Annotated in this window: 18 protein-coding genes; 15 read left to right on the top strand and 3 right to left on the bottom strand. The window is 61.4% G+C overall.

Going from position 1 to position 19,326, the window contains the following annotated elements:
- Positions 1 to 17 precede the first annotated feature (17 nt).
- The 7 genes from NCR37_RS22885 to NCR37_RS22855 all read left to right on the top strand — a co-directional run bounded on the left by NCR37_RS22885 (position 18) and on the right by NCR37_RS22855 (position 7,260).
- Entirely contained in the window at positions 18 to 1,223 is a 1,206-nt protein-coding gene (locus tag NCR37_RS22885) for a Replication protein O (RefSeq protein ID WP_250475093.1), read from the top strand.
- 1,450 nt (positions 1,224 to 2,673) lie between these two features.
- Entirely contained in the window at positions 2,674 to 2,877 is a 204-nt protein-coding gene (locus tag NCR37_RS22880; RefSeq protein ID WP_250475197.1) for a cold-shock protein, read from the top strand.
- 244 nt (positions 2,878 to 3,121) lie between these two features.
- Positions 3,122 to 3,550, top strand: a complete 429-nt coding sequence (locus tag NCR37_RS22875; RefSeq protein ID WP_250475092.1) for an Xre family toxin-antitoxin system antitoxin — start codon at positions 3,122 to 3,124, stop codon at positions 3,548 to 3,550.
- Between the two features lie 46 nt (positions 3,551 to 3,596).
- Positions 3,597 to 4,073: an RES family NAD+ phosphorylase gene (locus NCR37_RS22870; RefSeq protein ID WP_250475091.1), complete on the top strand. Its 477-nt coding sequence runs from the start codon at positions 3,597 to 3,599 to the stop codon at positions 4,071 to 4,073.
- A gap of 90 nt (positions 4,074 to 4,163) precedes the next feature.
- Positions 4,164 to 6,152 carry a phage integrase family protein gene (locus NCR37_RS22865; RefSeq protein WP_250475196.1) on the top strand — a complete coding sequence of 663 codons (1,989 nt, stop codon included), beginning with the start codon at positions 4,164 to 4,166 and terminating at the stop codon, positions 6,150 to 6,152.
- A 77-nt stretch (positions 6,153 to 6,229) separates the two neighbouring features.
- Positions 6,230 to 6,511 carry an RNA chaperone Hfq gene (locus NCR37_RS22860; protein ID WP_250475090.1) on the top strand — a complete coding sequence of 94 codons (282 nt, stop codon included), beginning with the start codon at positions 6,230 to 6,232 and terminating at the stop codon, positions 6,509 to 6,511.
- A 377-nt stretch (positions 6,512 to 6,888) separates the two neighbouring features.
- Positions 6,889 to 7,260 (top strand): DUF2471 domain-containing protein, encoded by a 372-nt coding sequence (locus tag NCR37_RS22855; RefSeq protein ID WP_250475089.1) that lies wholly within the window; start codon positions 6,889 to 6,891, stop codon positions 7,258 to 7,260.
- A gap of 1,918 nt (positions 7,261 to 9,178) precedes the next feature.
- Here NCR37_RS22855 and NCR37_RS22850 read toward each other — a convergent pair.
- A complete protein-coding gene (locus NCR37_RS22850) occupies positions 9,179 to 9,364 on the bottom strand; it encodes a hypothetical protein (protein ID WP_250475088.1) in 186 nt (61 codons plus the stop codon).
- 1,074 nt (positions 9,365 to 10,438) lie between these two features.
- Between NCR37_RS22850 and NCR37_RS22845 the strand changes: the two genes are divergently transcribed.
- Genes NCR37_RS22845 through NCR37_RS22835 form a run of 3 tightly spaced genes read left to right on the top strand, consistent with a single transcriptional unit; the run spans position 10,439 to position 12,798 of the window.
- Positions 10,439 to 11,242, top strand: a complete 804-nt coding sequence (locus tag NCR37_RS22845; protein WP_350029083.1) for an alpha/beta fold hydrolase — start codon at positions 10,439 to 10,441, stop codon at positions 11,240 to 11,242.
- A complete protein-coding gene (locus NCR37_RS22840; RefSeq protein ID WP_250475087.1) occupies positions 11,202 to 12,518 on the top strand; it encodes a PAS domain-containing sensor histidine kinase in 1,317 nt (438 codons plus the stop codon). The genes NCR37_RS22845 and NCR37_RS22840 overlap by 41 nt, the downstream gene beginning before the upstream one ends.
- On the top strand, positions 12,502 to 12,798 hold the full coding sequence (locus NCR37_RS22835; RefSeq protein ID WP_250475086.1) for a response regulator: 297 nt from the start codon (positions 12,502 to 12,504) through the stop codon (positions 12,796 to 12,798). The genes NCR37_RS22840 and NCR37_RS22835 overlap by 17 nt, the downstream gene beginning before the upstream one ends.
- Before the next feature lie 245 nt (positions 12,799 to 13,043).
- On the opposite strand, the gene NCR37_RS22830 is transcribed toward NCR37_RS22835, so the two are convergent.
- Both NCR37_RS22830 and NCR37_RS22825 read right to left on the bottom strand, forming a co-directional pair.
- Positions 13,044 to 13,484: a response regulator gene (locus NCR37_RS22830; protein ID WP_250475085.1), complete on the bottom strand. Its 441-nt coding sequence runs from the start codon at positions 13,482 to 13,484 to the stop codon at positions 13,044 to 13,046.
- A 264-nt stretch (positions 13,485 to 13,748) separates the two neighbouring features.
- Positions 13,749 to 14,015, bottom strand: coding sequence for a hypothetical protein (locus NCR37_RS22825; RefSeq protein ID WP_250475084.1), 267 nt, complete (start codon positions 14,013 to 14,015; stop codon positions 13,749 to 13,751).
- Positions 14,016 to 14,053: 38 nt separating this feature from the next.
- Here NCR37_RS22825 and NCR37_RS22820 point away from each other — a divergent pair, with 38 nt between their 5' ends.
- From NCR37_RS22820 to NCR37_RS22800, 5 genes are all read left to right on the top strand, one after another.
- On the top strand, positions 14,054 to 14,791 hold the full coding sequence (locus NCR37_RS22820) for a PAS domain-containing protein (RefSeq protein WP_250475083.1): 738 nt from the start codon (positions 14,054 to 14,056) through the stop codon (positions 14,789 to 14,791).
- A gap of 66 nt (positions 14,792 to 14,857) precedes the next feature.
- A complete protein-coding gene (locus NCR37_RS22815; RefSeq protein ID WP_250475082.1) occupies positions 14,858 to 16,309 on the top strand; it encodes a hybrid sensor histidine kinase/response regulator in 1,452 nt (483 codons plus the stop codon).
- A 671-nt stretch (positions 16,310 to 16,980) separates the two neighbouring features.
- Positions 16,981 to 17,445, top strand: coding sequence for a hypothetical protein (locus NCR37_RS22810; protein WP_250475081.1), 465 nt, complete (start codon positions 16,981 to 16,983; stop codon positions 17,443 to 17,445).
- Positions 17,446 to 17,724: 279 nt separating this feature from the next.
- Positions 17,725 to 18,381 carry a hypothetical protein gene (locus tag NCR37_RS22805; RefSeq protein ID WP_250475194.1) on the top strand — a complete coding sequence of 219 codons (657 nt, stop codon included), beginning with the start codon at positions 17,725 to 17,727 and terminating at the stop codon, positions 18,379 to 18,381.
- Positions 18,382 to 18,694: 313 nt separating this feature from the next.
- Positions 18,695 to 19,006 (top strand): hypothetical protein, encoded by a 312-nt coding sequence (locus tag NCR37_RS22800; RefSeq protein WP_250475080.1) that lies wholly within the window; start codon positions 18,695 to 18,697, stop codon positions 19,004 to 19,006.
- Positions 19,007 to 19,326 lie beyond the last annotated feature (320 nt).

Below are 19,326 nucleotides of genomic sequence, written 5' to 3'. Positions count from 1 at the left end.
GAAATGGACCGCTCGACATGTCTATCGCGCAACGCTTCGTTGCCGGCGAGGGTGCAGCACACCCCGCAGATACGGCCGCCCTCACCGCTTTTCGCTGCGACTCAACCAACCTGCCCTGGATCATCTTCCGGGCGGCATTCCGGGCCGCACGTATCGAAGAAATCCCCCGTCGCGCTCGAGAGGTTCTGTCCGCCCTCGCGCGCACCGTTGACGCTGCTAAACCCTTCGCCGCCATCTTTGCGCGCCGCGAACTGCTCACGGGCCGCGCGCTGCAATCCATGCGGACCTTCTATCGCAGTCTCGACGATCTCGAAGCCGCCGGACTGATCGATCGACGTCAGCAGGTCCGCTATGTTGAAGGGGGGTTGTTCGGTCGCGCGTACCTCCACCTGACCGAGCATGCGGCTGCCCTGCTCGGCCTGATCGAGTCGCCGCCCGTGCAACAAAACGAAGCCGTGCAAGCGCCGTCACGGCCGGCACCCTCCCCCGCCCCGATTACTGTGTCGACACCGTGTGCCAATGTGGCAGACGGTGGAATATATAAGGATCTAAGCCCTTCTGTTTTTCAAAAGAGACAACCGGGCCAACTGCCTGCCGACCTTCAGCGCCTGCGCACCCTGGGATTCTTTGATTTCTTGATCTTCAAGTTGATGCGTGAAGCCGGCGAACACGGTAAGCGGCTGTCGGACGTGGTCGAGGCCACCTGGGATCACCTGAAGCGCGCCAAGGCGCCGATCAACTATCTCCGCGCCCTGCTACGGAATCCGGTTGATTTCGGGCTGCTCGTACGCCGTCGTCACGCAGAGGCTCACGCCGAGCACGAGCGGGCACAGCAACAGCGCGAAGCCGAGCGGTTCGCGCGCGAGCACGCCGGTCGCACGTTCATCGATGTCGACAACGCGCGTCAATTCGTCGTCGGCGCCGCAGGGGACTCGCTGACGATCTTCAGCGTGACTGAGCGCGTCGGCCGGCAAGCCACCGGTTGGATGCAGTCGTTTGCGAGTGCCCTCAAGGCCGGACAACTCCGTCCCGCCACTGCGTTGGACCTGGAGCAGTTCGCCGAGGCTCAGCGTCGTGCAGCGCCACCCGCGCACCCTTTGCCGTCGTCGCTGGCCGGTGAGCGACCGCCCGTGACGGCAAGTGTTCGTGGCCACATCGCCGGGCTGCGTCAGTTGCTCCAGGCGCGCACGGCGGGCATATCAAACCCGGCCATATGCCGATGACTTCCCGTCGAGTCAGACCAGAATCCGCGGCACGGCGACAGGACGAGGGCCCGCAAGCGCGCTCGACAAAACGCAACTAGCGGTCCTTCAGGCGGTCGCCCACCAATCGGCTCGTGCTTCCGGACGAAGGAATCGGCAAAACCAGTGCCCAAACCGCCGGGGATGGGTCCGGTGGCGTCAACCAACTGGTAGCCCGACTCAGACAGCGTTCGGGCGAAGCGGGGCCGGGGTCTGGTCGCATCAGCCAAGCGACACGAACCAAACGCTGACCATAGCGGCTCCATCGTCTTTGTCGACAAGAGCGGAGACCCCGGCCTGACGTCGATTCATGAGGCGTATCACTTCTCGTCTCGTGCTTTTGCATCGTTCAGGGACAAGGCTTAACCGACGCGATCGTTCCGCACATCAAGCGGCTTAATTTCGACACCTTCGGGCACGACTGTGTGGTGTTGCATGGGATCGATATCCGCGTAAGTGGGGCGCCTTTTCGAAGCTCGGCAAGTAGGCCCGCGAGGTAATCTCGCGCAGATCATTGCCGACGTTCCGATGAGGGCCGTAGCCGTCGCGATCGATAAGCGCCGCCTGACTCAGCGCTAGGCCAACCCTAGGACCCGTACCACATCGGCATCTCGTATGGCCCGGACGGGGTGCGGCACTTCCTGCACCTACAGCGGCGGCACGAAGCGCTCACGCACGTTGTGCGCAAGCGCTTGGCGCAAAGGATGGTGCCGATTTGAAATCAGCGTGTCGCCCGGTGTGCGTCGGCGAGACCGCGCGCCCGCGCCGTACGCGGTCGACACTGTGATGTGCGATCAGCAGACGAACTCCGAGGGCTGCAGCTCGCCAGTCTGATCGCGCGACCCGTGGGCCTGCACATCGTGCGCACGTTCAGCCGAGCCGCGGGTTCGAAGGCGCTGGCAGCGAAAGTGTTCCGGGAGAAAAGCGAAAGGCTCCAGAGTAGTCCCTGGAGTCAGACGCCGGCCGCGTAGTCGCAACCAATCTCAATTTCATTTTGAGCCGACCTGACTTGCACGGTCAGGCGCGCTCCGGACCGAGCGCCGCGTCGGGGTCCTCTCGGGGGCACCCTAGTTTGGTGCTGTCTTTGGCCTCAGCCCGTAGGGGAGGGGGTGCACGTCGTCCAGGTCGCTCGCATGGGCGGCCTGCCGCTTCCTGCCGGCGGCAGCGTCGACGATTTCGCGGCGTCGCCAGTGAGCCCCGACAGCGTCGCCAACGGACTTTTTGATTGCAAGGAGCCGCAGAAGCGTCTCAGTCTAAGCCTCATAACGGTTGGAGATCAGGGTGACCAACGCGTGCGCACCGGTTAGGCGCACTCGCCAGTGCTCTCCGCGCGGGGAACCACCGGGTTGCATTGCAGGAGGCTCACGATCAAGATAGGTTCCGGCGCTCGCGAGACCGCGTGCGCCGTTTTCAACTTTTTGGGTCAAACACAATGGCAACCGGTACGGTCAAGTGGTTCAACGATGCAAAGGGTTTTGGCTTCATCACGCCGGACGGCGGCGGCGACGACCTGTTCGCGCACTTCTCGGAAGTCCGCGCCGAAGGTTTTAAAACACTCGCCGAAGGCCAGAAGGTGACGTACGACGAGAAGATGGGGCCGAAGGGCAAGCAGGCGTCGAACATAAAGCCGACGTGACGGTGGTGGCCCCTGACGACTCATCGGTCGTCAGGGCGGCAGAAGGGCAGGGCGGAGGCCGGACAGTTGGTGACTAGAGGAAAAAGGCGTCGCGCAGCACGGTCTACCTTGTCTGCTAATTATCATTAGCAGTGAAGGATTTAATGGCTAAAATATACCTTGGGCCGCTTTGCGTCGGGTTCCGATAGGGTAGGGGTATCATTTGGGCTATAATAATGGTTCAACTGAACCCAAGGAGGCCGCCATGTTGCTGGTGTCGCCCGAACAAATTGCCGCGGTGATGGCGCTGCCGCGCGTGCCGCACACGGTCGCCGAACTCGACGCCCAGGTGCGCGAGGGGTTACCGAAGTCGGCGCTGAAGGAAGGGGTCGAGCACGCGACGCGCAGCGCCGAGGAGCGCCGCGCGCTGCTCGGCCGCATCGTGCCGGAAGCGACGTTTAAACGCCGCCGCGACCGGTTGAGCCCCGACGAGTCGGAGAAGACCGAGCGCCTGGCGCGCATCGTCGCGACCGCCCGCTATGTGTGGGACGACGAAGCCGATACGCGCGAGTTCCTGAACACCGCGCATCCGCTGCTCGAAGGCCGTACGCCGGTCGAGGTCGCATTGACCGAACTCGGCGCGCGGCGCGTCGAGGAACTGCTGTGGAAGCTGTTTTACGGGTTGCCCGCATGACCCTTTCTATGGAGCGCAGTGAGGAACAAGTTGGGGTGTCGGGCTGATGCGGATTTTTAGAATTGCCGACCGGCGTCACCCAGTGTGGAGCGGCACCGGCGCAATGCTGGTGGGCGGACGGTTTAATAGTCCGGGACGGCCGGTGATCTATGGCGCGCTGAATTTCGCGGGAGCGATGCTCGAGGTGTTAGTGCACGCGCGAATCGGCAAAGTGCCGAAGCACCACGTGTGGGTTGAAGCCGAGGTGCCGGCAGGCCTGGCGGTCGAGCGGGTCAGCGTCGACGAGCTGCCGGCGGGATGGGATGCACCGGATGCGCAAGTCGCGCGGCGCGTCGGCGACCGGTGGGTCGACGAGGCGCGCTCCGCCATTCTGATCGTGCCCTCGGTGGTGGCCAGGGCGGAATGCAATGCCGTGGTCAATCCTGCACATCCGGATGCGGGGCGGCTGGTCGTGTCGGCGCCGCAGCCCGTCGTCTGGGACCAGCGGTTGTTCACAGTCGGATGGGACGCGTCGCCCGAATAAGCTCACCGTCGTTTCCTTGGAAAGACTCACCGAACGAGCCGCATGTGGGGAGCCGTTGGCTTCCATGGACGAACCAATAAGCACATCGCGATGGCCAATCAACCGCAACAGCTGACGCTACCGCCGCCGCGCACCTACACGCGCACCGACTTCACCGCGCTGCGCGCGTTCGTGCAACGCCTGCCCGCGGCCACCATCGCGCGGCTCTACTACGATCCGGAACACGCGCCGCACGCGGCGAGCGCCGATGCGATGGAGCGGTTTCTGCGCACGATGCGCGATGACCTGGTGCAGCTCGCGCTGCTGCACGGCTCCTCGGTGCTGGCGGACCATCTAAAGGCGTCGATCAAACAGCACGGCAGCGCGAAGCTGACCGCGATGACCTTGCGCATGGTCGAACAGGCGTCGACGCTGGCCGCGGCGGTGCCGCTCGCGACGCACGCGGTGCAGCTGTGGTTTCGGCCGTTGGTCGCGCAGCGGCTGAACGGGGAGGGCATCGCCACGCTCGGTGCGCTGATCGACTATTGCAATGCGCGCGGCGGCAGCTGGTGGCGCTCGGTGCCGCGCATCGGCGCGTTGCGCGCGCGCACGATCGTCGCGTGGCTGCGGCGGCATGAAGCGTCGCTCGGCGCAACAGTCGCGGCCGATGTCGACACAGCCTCTCTGGTGCCGGCAGGCGCGAGTGAAGGAAAGGGCGACGACCGCGTCATCGTCGTCGGCGGCGATCCGAGCGCACCCCGCCTGGCGCCGTTCGAGCAGCTGGCGGTGCCGCTCGAGTTGTCGGGGGCGACCGGTTTCAATCGCGCCGCGAGCTTTGCGTTCATTCGTGCGGAGCACGATCTGGCGGCGGTGCACGCGTACCTGCACCGTTATCGCGACCGGCCGACGACCTTGCGCGCGTACACGCGCGAGCTCGAACGGCTGATCCTGTGGAGCGTGGTCGTGCGGCGCAAGGCGCTGTCGTCGCTGACCGTCGAGGACTGCGAGGCGTACAAGGATTTCTTGCAGGCGCCGTTGGCGTCGTTCACGGGACCCAAGCGCCCCCGCAGCAGCGGCCGCTGGCGGCCGTTCGCCCCGGAGGGGCTGTCCCCGGACAGTCAGGCCTACGCGGTGCGCGTGCTGCGCGCGGCGTTTGCGTGGCTGGTCGAGGTTCGCTATCTCGCGGGCAATCCCTGGAGTGCGGTCCACGAACCGGCGACCATCACCCGCGAACTATCGGTGCAGGTGCACCGGGCGCTGCCGGCGAAGCTCTGGACGCATGTCCGCCAGGCACTGGACGCACGATGCGAGGAACTTCATGCGGGCGAGCCGGATGCCGCTCCTGATGGCGATTCCGATGCGGAGGCGCGGCAGTGGCGCGCCGCACGGGCGGCGATCTTGCTGATGGGCGATTCCGGGCTGCGGCGGGCAGAAGCCGCGCTTGCGCGGCGCGAAGACTTGCGCATCGCCGAGGTTCCCGAGGATCGCCGTGCGTCGCGCCGCACCGCGCCGGGTCCGACGGCGAAGACGACCTCGGAAACGACGACCCCGGTCGAGCCGGGTAACAGGACTGACGCTAGCCATGGCGCTTCAGCCGTATGGACGTTGAGCATCGTTGGCAAGCGTCGCAAACAACGCACGGTACCGGTGAGCGGCGCCACCATCGCCGCGCTGCGCGCGCATTGGCACGATCGGGGCCGCGACTTTGATGCGCCGCAAGCGCAGGGGCCGCTGATCGCACCGCAGTGGATCCCGGCCACGCGCGCGGCGCTCGAGCGGCATGACCCGGACGCCGACGATGCACCCTATACCGTCGATGCGTTGGGACGGCTCGTTCGCATGGCCGCACAACGGCTGGCTAACGAAAGCGCCGCGTTGGCGGACTTCAGCACGGACGACCTGGTGCAGCTGGCGAACACGTCGGCACATGCTTTTAGGCACACGTTCGGTACACGCGCGGTGGCACGCGAGATGCCGACCGACGTCGTACAGGCCATCCTCGGACATGCCTCGTTGCAGACCACGTCGATTTACGTGCGGGCGGAGCGACGGCGCATGCTCGAAGCCGCTGCGCGCTACTATGACGAAGATGCGGGATAGGGTCGCGCCGGGGTAGTGTCGTCGAACGGCACGACCGAAAACGGCCCGTTCTGTCGATCAAACAGCGGGTAGTCACCATGTCCATCAATGCAAGTGACATTCAAGGGGATTTTTTGAACGCCCTGACGCGCGAACAGAAAGCCGTTTGGGTATTTCTGGTCAACGGCATCAAATTGACGGGCCAGCTTGTGGCGTTCGACCAATATGTCCTTGCGCTGCAGTCGCCGACGGGCATTCAGACGGTGTTCAAAAGCGCCGTCTCGACCGTCTGCGAAGCGCACTCAGTCGAGCACCCCCGAACGAGAGATCGTTTGACGACGTCCCACGAGCGTCCGCTCGCCAGGCGAAACGAGCGTTGAACGGGGTAGATCGCCGAGGATGATTAAACTCACCAACGGCACCGCTGCACAATGCGCCACCTTGGCTCAATCGTTGCTAAGAGCGCACATAGTGCATCGAAGAGAAAAGACAGATGTTCCCTGTTTCCTTTTCCGTAGGCAGTGAGGCAATTCGACAGCCAGGGTCCTACTTCATTGCTCTAGTCCCAATCGGACTAGCAGCAATCATCCTCGCCTACGTTGGAATTGGCCGCTGGCGACGCAGGCTTCGGACCAATGCGGAGGGCGCCGCAGCGCTGGCGTTAATGCGCACGCCGGACAGATACCGCGAAGCGCTCTGCTTATGCCGTTCACAAATCATTGAGTCCGGTGAAACTCCGCCAGGGTTTGGGGGGGCCATGGACGCTTTGATCGCGCTTGACGCAGCGATCCGTGACGTGCTTCCAGCTACCGTTGCGCGGTACAGGTCCGCGAGCGTCCTGACGGGGTCTTTGCTACAACAAATCGAAGCGGATGTGCTCAAGCAGTTGGCGCTCACCGGTCAGCATAGCGAGCGGGTTCTTGACCTTGTCCGTACGACTCCCCGGTCAAACTACGGCGAGAACGACGACCTTGCCATTAAGGGGTGCTGCGCTGGGTCGATCGTGCAGCAGGCGATCGAACAAGCGTGGCGTCTCGCCGAGGACGAGAAAAAATCGGCGCTGCCGTTCATCGAACGAAGTTCATCGGATAGTGCGGCGAACGAGAACCGAAGCGCGCGTCACGCGTAGCGGGTCCATCGGTGAACGGGAAGAGCGAAGCATTCTAGGCCGGAAGCGGTGCATGCCGTTAATGCGCAGGATTAAGCGTGTTCACGTTACGGCCTGCCCTCCATCTTACGCGATCAGGGCATGCAGTTCTCGGCGAGTGCATTCACCGAGGCCGTGCTAAGTTGGCCGTCCGTCTTTCGATGGACGGCTAGGGTGCCTGGGGCGACCGCCTGGTTCCCTCATGAACAAGAACCCTAACGCTCGTTGCTCGGGATGGAACCTATTAGGCGTGTTCTAGCCGTGCACCACTCTACCGCTAGCAACGTCTGCCCTAGCTGCGAGAGGGATTCCGCTCGGTCAGGGCGGTCGATGCGCAACGCGCTTGGTGGTATGGCTCTGTCGGGCCGAATGGCCGCTATCTAGCGTCGAGCAGAAGGAGTAAAACGATAGTGGAGTTGCACGTCGAGGGAATGCAGAGAAATTGTCAGGCCGCTGGATTACCGAAGCGTTCCGAATGCCGCTCCGTTTAGAGCTAGAGGGTGATCCCGGAACCGAGCGAGTGGGTACGTAGCCGGGATCCATTCCGTGTCGCCCAAGCCTCACGCGCGCTGTGCATACGCAAAACGGTACGATCACCTAGGGAGCAAGGCATGGGCTACATAACGGATCGAGAGGAAGCTGTACGAACTCGGATAGCGGCGGCAAGAAAGCGCGCCGAAGAATGGTGCAGCGGGGGCGGAATGCAACGCACGGCCAGCGCCACCCTGTTCAGAGAGGTGGCCGAGCTAGACCGTATCCATAGGGCCTCAAAGGCTCTGGTGCCGGAGTATCGGGAGCGTTTCATTAAATGCGTAGCCTGCGGAAATGCGTTTCACGACGAGCGCAGCTTTCTGTCGCATTGGCGGTACGGTCCGAGCGGTGCTATCGAGTGCGTAACGACGCCATATCTACTCGACGTCCTCGGTTTCGAAACTGATGAATATTGCTACCCCAATGAGCACTGGCCGGAACGGGTTTATCGTGAACCAATCCGTGATTGAATTGACCTGAGTGAGTCGAGGGGGCCACCGCGGCGCACATATCGCAGATTCCACCGTATCCTTCTTTTTGGCTCGCTTTTGCTCCAGCGCACCAAATCAAAGGGTAGGGCGGCCTTATGGCGTAGAACGACGGACCAGCTCCTCAAGGGCTCTCCAGTGGTCCAGCTCATGCCCGAGCAGCCCGAGCAGATTTGCGGCCCTTAGCAAGTCGTCGAAAGACATGGACCGGTTCCCGATCAACAGGTGAAGCGTTGCAATCTTCGCTTCTAGCCGGGCTATCTGTTCCCTGATGGCTCCCAAGGGCTGCGCTGAATGACTGTCCATTTGGACACTGTAGCTGACTTGAGCGCGTAGCGCGAATCGGGCGGCAAGCGTAGCGTTGGCTCACTTTCCCGTGTCTTGCCCAGTTCGAACTGGAACGTGACGGGGACAGCGCGGAACATTGACGGAACGCCTCGGAGCAACTCGAAGGATTTGGTAACCCTGCAACTCAGATCGAGAGGCGCTCATGCATAGACGCGTTCCACACCCGCAACAAGCCTACGCGTTGCGCCATCTCGACAAGGCGATAAATCGATTGATTGTGGCCACTACGCCGATGGAGAAAGCCGAGGCTGGCAGGTGGGCGCGGCTATGGGCGCGGGCAGCAGGCGCACCCTTTGATGGGCCGCAGCAGGGCGTCCATCGAAGACACGGTGTGAATAGATGGTACGACTACACTATTGCACTGCGGCGGTGCGGTTAAACAACGTTACGCGGGCGGGTCTAGCGACTAGAACGAATAAGGCCGCCCGTAGGAAAGCGGCATTAACCGAACCATGTCTACAACGTACGTGTTCGGGAGAGACGGCTGTTCAACGGCCCTACCGCAGTGAACCTTAGGGGCGGATCGAAGCGGCCTAGTAAACCTCGATATGGTCCGGGTACATGCCCGTTTCCCGCGCGGCTTGTTCTACGGCCTCTGGGCTAGCGCAGGCCGCTATCCCGCTAAGCTCCTTCTCGCCGAGAAACAGACGGCCCGCCCACTGGCCGGAGAGCATGCGGTAGATGCGCAGGGTGATGTCCGCGCCTGTGTCGTGATCCATATAAATTCCTCGAGCGTGGCACGGAGTACACCACGCCTGTCAACCAAACGAACAATATGCCTTGCGGTTCGGCACGAACTCGAACCGTAGCGCCTCGACCCTGTGCACTGATGGCTTGCCAGTCGATCAACGGTCCCTTTGCTCCGTTTCCTCGGCCATGGTCGGCTCCACTGCTAACCAGAAAAGGATACCTGGCCGTCCACGCCACGGAGATCGGCGCCCTTCGCCGCTACTTGCAAAGTCGGGCGCCGCACGCGCTCTTGCTCGATACGGGTTGGATGCCACATCGCACTACTCGTTCATTCGGGACGTCCGTGCGGACCATCAGTGTGCCGGGTTGCTTGTTCTTGCGATGAGCAACGTCTCGCCTTTGGACTCAGTCCGGGCACTGAAAGACGCCGGCTTTGACGGGCATGTTAGACGACCCTGTTCCGTGTGGCGAGTGACCGAGCTCATTGACGCTCATTTCGGTCGCCGTCCCTCTCCGTGAAAGCCACAAGACGGCTCTGCACACGCTTGCGCCGCGCTCACGGCTCGCTGAGCGGAGAGCGCCACACTCCGACCCGCGACGTCCATATCAGCCGGCGCGCAGGGTTTGGGAATTTCGTCCATGACGTTCACGAATGCAAGCGGCGTGCTGATCCACGCAGAGAGCGAGGAGCGTCCGCTGTGAACTTCTCAGGCGGCCGACTTCGTGATTGCGCACTCGTAGGACCGGAAACCGCAAAATACGGCGGCTGAACGTTCTAGGGCAAGATCCGCCGGAAGCAACACTGTCAGGGTCGCAGCAGCGGACACCGAACAATGCCCCGACCGCGCGCGTCATTGCAGAGACCGCGATCTATGTGCGTACCGAGCGACGCCACATGCGGGAGGCTGGGGCGCGTTACTACGCCGATGACGAGGGCCAAGGCGGCAACGAAAGGGCGACAGACTGAGGATAATGCAGCATCGCGCGCGGAAACCCATACCCAGCGAGCCGATCGTAGGTTGGTTCGGTGTCGGGCGGGGGGCGATAATGCAGGGGACACAGACTGCCGGTAAAACGGCGAGCCAAACTTCTCCGGAGGGCGGGTGGACATTCTGAAGCGACACAACGTGTACGTTGACGGGACAGGGACGACCACCATGATGTTCGCGCATGGCTTTGGATGCGATCAGAACATGTGGCGGCATTTTGCGCCGGCGTTCGCCCAGCGATATCGCACGATTCTTTTTGATCTCGTCGGTAGCGGCGACTCGGACCTCACGGCCTACGACCGCGCGAAATACAGCACCCTGGAAGGCCATGCTGACGACGTATTGGAGATCGTTGAGCAGCTCAGCACGGGCCCGGTCATTTTCGTCGGTCACTCGGTCAGCACCATGATCGGTATGCTGGCGGCAATCAAGTCGCCGGAGCAGTTCGCCGCGAACGTGATGATCGGCCCATCGCCGTCCTTTATCAACGACGGAAACTATGTCGGCGGGTTCGAGCGCAGCGACATCGAAGAGTTGCTGGACACGCTCGAAAGTAATTATCTCGGCTGGTCGAGCACAATGGCGCCCTCCGTCATGGGCGCCCCGGAACAGCCGGAGCTTGCCCAGGAATTGACGAACAGTTTCTGCCGCACCGACCCGGGCATCGCTAAGCATTTCGCGCGCGTGACTTTCCTGTCAGATCACCGCGCCGACCTTGCACGGGTGACGACGCCCACGCTGATCATTCAGTCGAACGACGATTTGCTCGCGCCCGTGTCGGTCGGTGAATTCATGCGCGACGTGATCCCGGGCAGCCGCCTCGCGATGGTCGAAAACGTAGGACATTGTCCGCATCTGAGTGCGCCGGGTCCGTGCATTGACGCGACTGAAGATTTCCTTAAACAACTGGCGCTTTGAGATGGACGGTACTCATCAACCCCTCTCTACGATGAGCGAGGCCTACGAGCACGCCCCATGCGGACTTGTCTCCACGACAACCGATGGCACCATCGTGCGTGTCAACGCCACCTTTTGTCGCTGGACGGGTTACCAGGCAGACGAGCTTCTGAACCAGCGTCGCATCCAGGACCTGTTGAGCATTGGCGGCAAGGTGTTTCACCAGACGCATTGGGCTCCGTTGCTCCAGATGCAACGCTCGGTCGCTGAGGTCAAACTGGAGATTCGGCGCCGCGACGGTCGCAAGGTGCCGATGCTCATCAACGCCGTCCGACGGACGGTCGGTAAAGCCGAACAAGACGACTTGGCCTGCATCGTCGTCAACGATCGTCATAAGTACGAGGTCGAGCTTTTGCATGCTCGCCGGCAGGCCGAAGAAGCGCTTGAAGCGAGAAGTGCCGCTGAGGAGGCGTTGCAGCGCGCAGACCGACACAAGGATGAATTTCTTGCCACGCTCGCCCACGAACTCCGTAACCCGCTCGCGCCGATCCAGGCCGCGGCTCGGCTGCTGACGAGGAAGGCGTTTGCCGACGAGCAACTCAACTGGTCCACGCGCGTGCTCGAGCGTCAGGTGGCGCAGCTTGGCAGGCTAGTGGACGATATGCTCGACGTTTCCCGGATTGCAGAAGGCAAGCTCGAACTTCGCAAGCAACGCATGAGTCTCGCAACGGCCATCGAGCTTGCAGTGGAAGGCGTCAGGGATCTCGTTCGTACGCAGTCGCATCACCTGCGTGTCAATCTACCGGACGCGCCGCTGTTCGTGAACGCGGACCCGACGCGACTGACGCAGATTGTGCTCAACCTCTTGAACAACGCGGCCAAATACACGCCCCCCGGCGGCACGATCGATCTGGGTGTGCGTAGTGAAGGCGATGAGCTGGTCATGGCTGTACGCGACACGGGCATCGGCATTGCCCCAGAGCACCTCAACACACTGTTTAATATTTTCTCCCAGTTACCCGAGGGCCATTCCCGGTCCCGCGGTGGCTTGGGCATTGGGCTATCGCTCGTGCGTGCGTTGACGGAGCAGCATGGTGGCACCGTCACGGTCACGAGCCCAGGTGTCGGCAAGGGCAGCGAATTCATCGTGCGCCTACCGCTTGCTTTCGTCGGATCAAACAACCGTTCAAAGCAGCGATGCGCCCGCTGTATCACCGCCGCGCAGCAGACGCCGGATTCTTATTGTCGACGACAGCGAAGATTCGGCCCTGAGCCTCGCGATGCTGCTCGAGGCTGATGACTACGAGACACATACCGCCGCAGACGGCCATGCCGCGCTGCGTCTCGCGTTCGGATTCCGAGCCGACGTGCTGCTTGTGGACATTGGATTGCCCGACGTGTCGGGCTACGATGTTGCCCGCCAGATCCTCCTCGATCCGCGTAGCAGCGGGATGTTGCTCATCGCGCTTACCGGATGGGCTCAGGAGCGCGACATTCAGGCGGCACGCGATGCAGGGTTCCATCATCACCTTGCCAAGCCAGTGGATTATGGTCAGTTGCTCCAAATCCTGAAGTAACCCATCCGGCGCTGCTAATGCGAATATGTCGGGCAAACAGGTATCGGGCTTTATTCAGGGACCGGAAGATGCCGAAGTGCTTCAAGTTCGTCCTCGTCGAACGGAGATCGACCGGCGAATCGCAGCTGCCGACCCCGCTTGGGCACTCGCGTGAGACACAGGCCGAACCACGTCTTACAGCGACTTCGCGCGCGCGGAGAACGCAATCAGACGTGAGTTAAGCGTGGGCTCCCAACTTTGGATATCTAGGTTGTTCTTGAAGGCGCAACATGCTCGATCATCTTGAACAGCCCGGCCAACGAAGCGCCTTTCCGATAGAACCCGTCGATCTCAAGCGCCTTGCCGCGTTCAATGAGTTCGGTTTCAGTCAGCGAGGTGTGGACAATGATGGGTACGGTCGCAAACCTTGTCGATCCGCGCATCGCCTCGGCGACCGCAAAGCCGTCGCAGTCGTCCATTTCGATGTCAAGGATGACAACGTGCAGCAACCATGCTTCGGGCATACGGAAAGCCGCCGCGCCGTCATTCGCGGTAAAGGTTCGCAAGCCATAGGCAGTGCAGGCCTCGGAGAGCGCGGCTAACAACATCTCGTCGTCGTCAACAATCAAGACGGCGATGGGCGGATCGACAGGACCAAACTGACGCGTCGTCCACAGACCGGGCGGGAAGGAGGAGTCTTTCATCATGTTGTGCCATTTCCTTTATTCTTGTTACGCAATCGTCATGCCCCCGCCGACGCCACCGTCGGCTTCCTCAACACTGATCGCGACGGCGACTTGGGGGCGGGTCCCGTCATTGAATCCGTCTATGCGAAGCGAATCGTCTGACGACCGTCCCGCTAAGTGACATGACCTAAGCCCGGGCGTGCCGCGACCGCGTCTTCGGCCTGTCGGACGTGAGATGCCGGCAACTGGAAACCCCATGCGCGTGTAAAACCCCGTGAACTGCCTTCACCGCCGATCGCTCTTATGCGCGTTCAGCGGGAACAAGGCAAGATGCATCGGCGACAACTTCGTTCTGCCCCCTTTCTGTATGCCGTCGGAAAACAGTGCTTCGCGCTTTGCTAGGCTTGCGCCAGCGCACCGCTGTGGAGGCTGCAGCGTGCGCTTGGTCTGACCCACCGGCTGGACCTTCTTGAACTTCCCCGCGCTCAAATACATCCTGTTCAGCAAGGGCGGTTCGCCGATAAACTTGCACAGACCAACGAACTCAAGCATGCGGTACCCCGGCACGCAGGGCAACGTTAGGAGGCCTTGTGGAAAGGGAAATCGGCGGATCCGAGAAGTTGAATTCTCCGCTGAACGCGGCGGAACGCACTGGCGCATGGTACTGGAATCTCGCCGATGACATCGCGTTGCTGACACCCGAAGCTTGCACCATCTTCGGCGTGGGTTCGGGCTCGCCGCGTCTTCCCTTGCGAACAGTGCTGGACAAGGTGGAGCTCGATGCCCGCGGCGCACTACTTACATCGCTTATGAAGGACGGCTCGTTCGACGGCGTCGTGCCTCGTGCCGAAGCCCTTGATCAGTCAACAAGCCTTCGCTTGAAAGGGATAGCGACCACAACGGCCGGCCGAGTCACTGCAATCGGTGTGGTCTCTCTGATAAATAGCGAAGCTCGTTCTGCAGAGAGGCTCGCTCGCAGCGAACACAGCTATCGGGAGCTCGCTCGTGCATCGGGTGCACTGGTCTGGCACGCGGATGCGTTCGGTCGCATGCAACCGCTCGACGACAGCTGGTCCGATTTTCTCGGCGTGCCAAACGACGAGATCGCCGGGCATGGCTGGCTAAGCTTTGTTCACCATTCCGACGTCGAAGTGGTCAGCCGCATTTGGACGGCTACGCTACAGAGTCAAAGGGCGAACGTAGCAACGTTCCGATTACGTCGCAAGGATGGCGCATGGCGTGACATGCACGTTGATGCGGTCCCGCTTCACGACCCGGCGGGACGCTTCGAGGAATGGTTTGGCGTCACCACCGACATTACAGAGTAACGTGAGGCGCAACGCCAGATCCAGGAAAGAAGCGTCAGACTGCTGCTGGCGATGAATGCTGCAGACGTGACCATCCTCAGCTTAGACCTGGGCAACTATCAGGTGTCCATAGAGCGCGCTGCGGATGTCAGGAATTGGGAGCAGCCGACGGAACGGCAACTACTCCCATACGACGTCTTCATGTCGACGATTCACGCAGAAGACAGAAAGCCGCTTGAGCAATCGCTGCGCGGAATGATCGATGGCTCACACGATTGCTGTGGAATCGACGTGCGAGCGGTATGGCAAGGCACGCAGCGTTGGATGAGCGGCAGAGCGATGATTCAGCGCGACGAAACGGGCAAGCCCGAGCGCGTCATCGCAGGGGTCTACGATGTAAGCGACCGCAAGCGCATGGAACTTGACCTACGGGATGCCGATCGCCGAAAGAACGAGTTCCTGGCGATGCTTGCACATGAATTGCGCAATCCGCTTGCCCCGCTTCGCACAGCCATCGAGTTGGCAAGCCGCCGTGATAAAGCTCGCCGTACGATCGATCTAACGGCGATGATGGAACGGCAGGTCAAACAGCTCTCACACCTGGTTGACGATCTGCTTGAAGTATCGCGGATCACGCAAGGTCGGATCACGTTGAAGCCGGAACCACTTCTCATTGGCACCGTCGTGTACTCCGCCGTCGAGTCAGTAGCTGCTACTGTGACCGCGCGCCGGCAGACGATCACCGTTGAAGTGCCTTCTGAAACGATCTGGGTGTGCGCGGACACGACGCGAATGGCGCAGGTGCTGGTAAATATCTTAAACAACTCGATCAAGTACACGCAGGAGGGTGGCCATATTGCACTGATCGTCGCAGCCAGCGCACGCGAAGTGCGCATCGAGATCAACGATGACGGCCCGGGCATAGCGCCGGACCTCATCCCGCATATCTTCGATCTATTCTCGCAAGGCGAACGTACGCTCGACCGGTCCCAAGGCGGTCTGGGAGTCGGTCTGGCATTGGTCAAGCGGCTGGTGCTAATGCAACAGGGAACGATTGAGATTGCAAACCGAGGCGAGACGCGCGGAACGAGCGTTCAAGTGCGGCTGCCGAGGATCAAGAACGACGTGCAAAACACGGTAGTCAATCGAGAGCATTCGCCTTTACCGCATGCTGCTGTCCACCTGCGGATTCTCATCGTCGACGACAACCGCGATGCCGCGGATTCGCTTGCGATTGTGTGCGAGGACGAAAAGTATGCGACCGCAGTTGCTTACGATCCCGTGACTGCATTGGAGCTCGCCGAGAGCTTCAGGCCTGACGTCGCCATATTGGACATTGGACTTCCCGACATGGACGGCTACGAGCTAGCCACGCGTCTTCGTTCTCGCGAAGCGGTGCGACCGGTGTTGATTGCCGTGACTGGCTACGGTCAATTAGAGGACCGGCTGCGCGCGCAAGCCGTCGGCTTCGATCACCACTTCCTGAAACCCGTTGAGATCAACGCGCTGCTCGACGTTCTGGCCAAGGTCGAGCGGTGAATAAAGCGAGTAGCGTCGCATTTCTGCCCGTACGGTGCACCGCGCCTACGGGAGGATGAGGGCAAGCACCGGGGTGGTCCCGAGCCTTGGCCTGCGCCAACGCTAACTCTTCCATTCTGATGTCCCCCCGGCTCCTTCAGGACCTGAAAGGTCGCCGCGTCGCCTTAGATGAGTTCGGACCCGTGCAGCCCATCACGCATCAAGTTGATCGCCGGCTGCGCGGCCAGCCAACGCACACAACGCTTGCGCACGTCACGCTTTGAATGAGATGCCTTACATGGTTGGCGCCTCGGGGCGGATTTCAGATGGCTAGGCAGCGGCTGAGCGTCCAGACGGCGGCACTCGCCGACTTCAGCCCAGAGGATACGGTGCAGCTTGCCTACATCTCGGCTCATGCGTTCCGACATCGGTTTGGCGTGCGCGCCGTCGCGCGCAAGATGCGGACCGCCGCAATGCCAGCCCTGACATCATTGCGCTTGCCGGCCGAGAACATCGGTATAGGCGCGTTCGAGCCACTCGTTTGCTAACGTCCTTGGGCGCACAGAGCCTTGTCTGAAAAACGCGTAGACTGCAGCATAGGTGCTTGCTCCTCGCTCCTGCGCCGATCCTCCAATTTTTTGACTGCCGGCAACCTGATCCCTGGGCGGGATCGTTCGTTGACGGTCGCCAACATGTCGAACAAGCTGAAGAACCCGAAGACGATGCGCCGTTCGCCGCTGACCCGGACGCAGCTGTTGCCAATTGCACCGGCCACGGCACGCGTATTTTCCCTGAAGAATCACCTCGCCCTGGTCGCGATGCGTAACGGGCGCGGCAACGCTGATCTGGCGAGCGAGCTTATCAAGACGCTGTACTTGACGTTTTTTGTTTGCAAGAAAGACCGGCTCGATCCGCCGATGGCCACTTTTCTCAAGGCCGAAACGACTCTCAGGGCGTGCATTCCATCGGACACGTCTGGCGCGTGGGGAATTGCCGACGATCAGTGCGAGGCGATCGAGGCGGTCCTCTGCGCGCACGACACGCAGCTCGCGTCGACGCCGCTTCATCAAATCGAAGTTGCGAAGGCGCGGCTGGAGCGGATACTAAAGGCAGGCCGATTTCCGGATCTCAACGCGATGCACCAGATACACGGTTGAACGGCCACCCAGGTCGCGCGGTTCATGGTCACCTTCCACCGCCCCTGACCACCAGTTGCACCCGCTCGGGTTTGTCGACAGATTCCAGTTAGACCTGCCCTGCGCTCTGACTGTTGGCTACTTCGCGCGGCGCTTGTTTATCCGGCTTGGCGACGAAGAGGATTACCCGGCAGACAGAGCGAGCTCTGAGCACTGCGATTCATTCGACGTCGAGCGAGCAGGTCGCGCAGTCGGGACGTGTCCCGATTCAGGCAGATGCAACCTTGACCCAAAGAGATGATGAATAAAGGAAAAACAAAGCTGACGCGGCAGGACGCTGAGCGTCTTTTCGAAGGACTCCCCGCAGAGAAGACGAGGGCGTCGAGCCGGCCCGAGAATCCGTTCGGGCAAAACGTGTCCGACGTCGTGCAGCGCGTCGACGACGAAGCCGCGCTCTGGAAAGACAACCTGATCACGCTACCGGTGTCGGTTGAGTTGCCGCCGGGCTATGAGTCGGCGCCTCGCCTGCGCAAAGCGATGTCACGCGCGTTAGGTGTGAAATGGGTGAGAGAAGGCAAAGATGAGGTTGTCGCGGAATTTCGTGAAGGGTGGAAAGCCACGCGTCCAACAAACGGCCCCATCGAATTGCGAGATCCATCAGGTAACGTCCGGGCCCTATTCGGTTGGGCCAAGGATGCGGAGCTCAGGGTCCTGCCGCGCTATGTCATCGAGTCACAGGCAAACACCACGAACGGACTCAACAGTGTGCTTGTTCGCGATCGCGCGACTGGTCAGATTCTCGAGCGATCCTCGGCCTGGTCGGCACGATCGGGAACCGACCATCCAGATTGGGCCACGCTTGCTGCGTGGCTCGACCTGCGCTATCCAGACCATCGCAACCCGCTGCGATACTGGCCAGACTGCGAGGAAAACTTGGCGAAACTGAGCAGTGTCTGAGAAGCACCGTTCTTTGCACCACATCATGAATCGTGACCTGCGTTCACGGCGCGATGGAGTGGCCAGGTTCGGCCAGACGTTTGACATCCAACGTCCCTTCGTGAGGGAGGGGGCGGAACGATCGTGTTGCGAAGGTGGGCCGGTTCCGACCTTGAAGCGAGGCATCGAGCGCTGGAGGGGTCAACGGTGATCGCGCATCACTGCCGCCCGTGCGTTGTAGTCGGGGTCATTCATCAATGCCTCGGTCAATACGCGTTAGCCATCGAGGTACGCCGTTTGCAGTGAGCCCAAAAGTGACAATCGGACGACCAAGATGAAGGCCACTATAATCGCTCACGAATCGGCACCTACGGATGCATCGGTGGAGATTCACCGATTCAAGTTCCTACTGGACGACGGCAAAGCTTGTCCGCTCGCAGAGACGATCTCTCTGCGCACGGCAAGAGTGATCGTCGAGAATCTGGAAGACGGCAACGCGTTCATCAAAATGCTCCAAGCGATTGTGAACGCACAGCCAACCGAATACGACGGCCTGATAGGCCAGGTTTTTCCCGACCATTACGAGAACTGCACGGTTGAAAAGTCCACGACGCCTCGCGGCGATGCGGCGTCTGAGACCAACTAAAGTCTGCCAATTAAGCTGAAGGCGGCGGTCCTGCGCAACGTCGCGCTCGCGACCTGTCCTTCGTCTAGACGCTCGGCGTTAGCCTACTTATCTTCATTGCTTCGCCCGCGTTCACCGCTGAGACCGGCGGCGGATTCATGCGGCCGCGCGGCTCAGGCGAGGGCCGCCTCGGTAGGTGGTTTCGCATTTCTTCAAGCAAGTGCGCGAAGCCTCGAAGACCAGGGTGCGTCGTTTGTCTCGCTGCCGAATCCATCAACTTTCCTCGAGCGTGCACGGGGACTCATTATATGCCTCCGCTCGTCGACTCGATTGAAGGCGAA

Source organism: Caballeronia sp. GAFFF1 (assembly GCF_023630705.1).
Classification (GTDB): Bacteria; Pseudomonadota; Gammaproteobacteria; order Burkholderiales; family Burkholderiaceae; genus Caballeronia.
The sequence above is the reverse complement of the archived record's forward strand: the minus strand, read 5'-3'. Positions and strand labels throughout refer to the sequence as shown.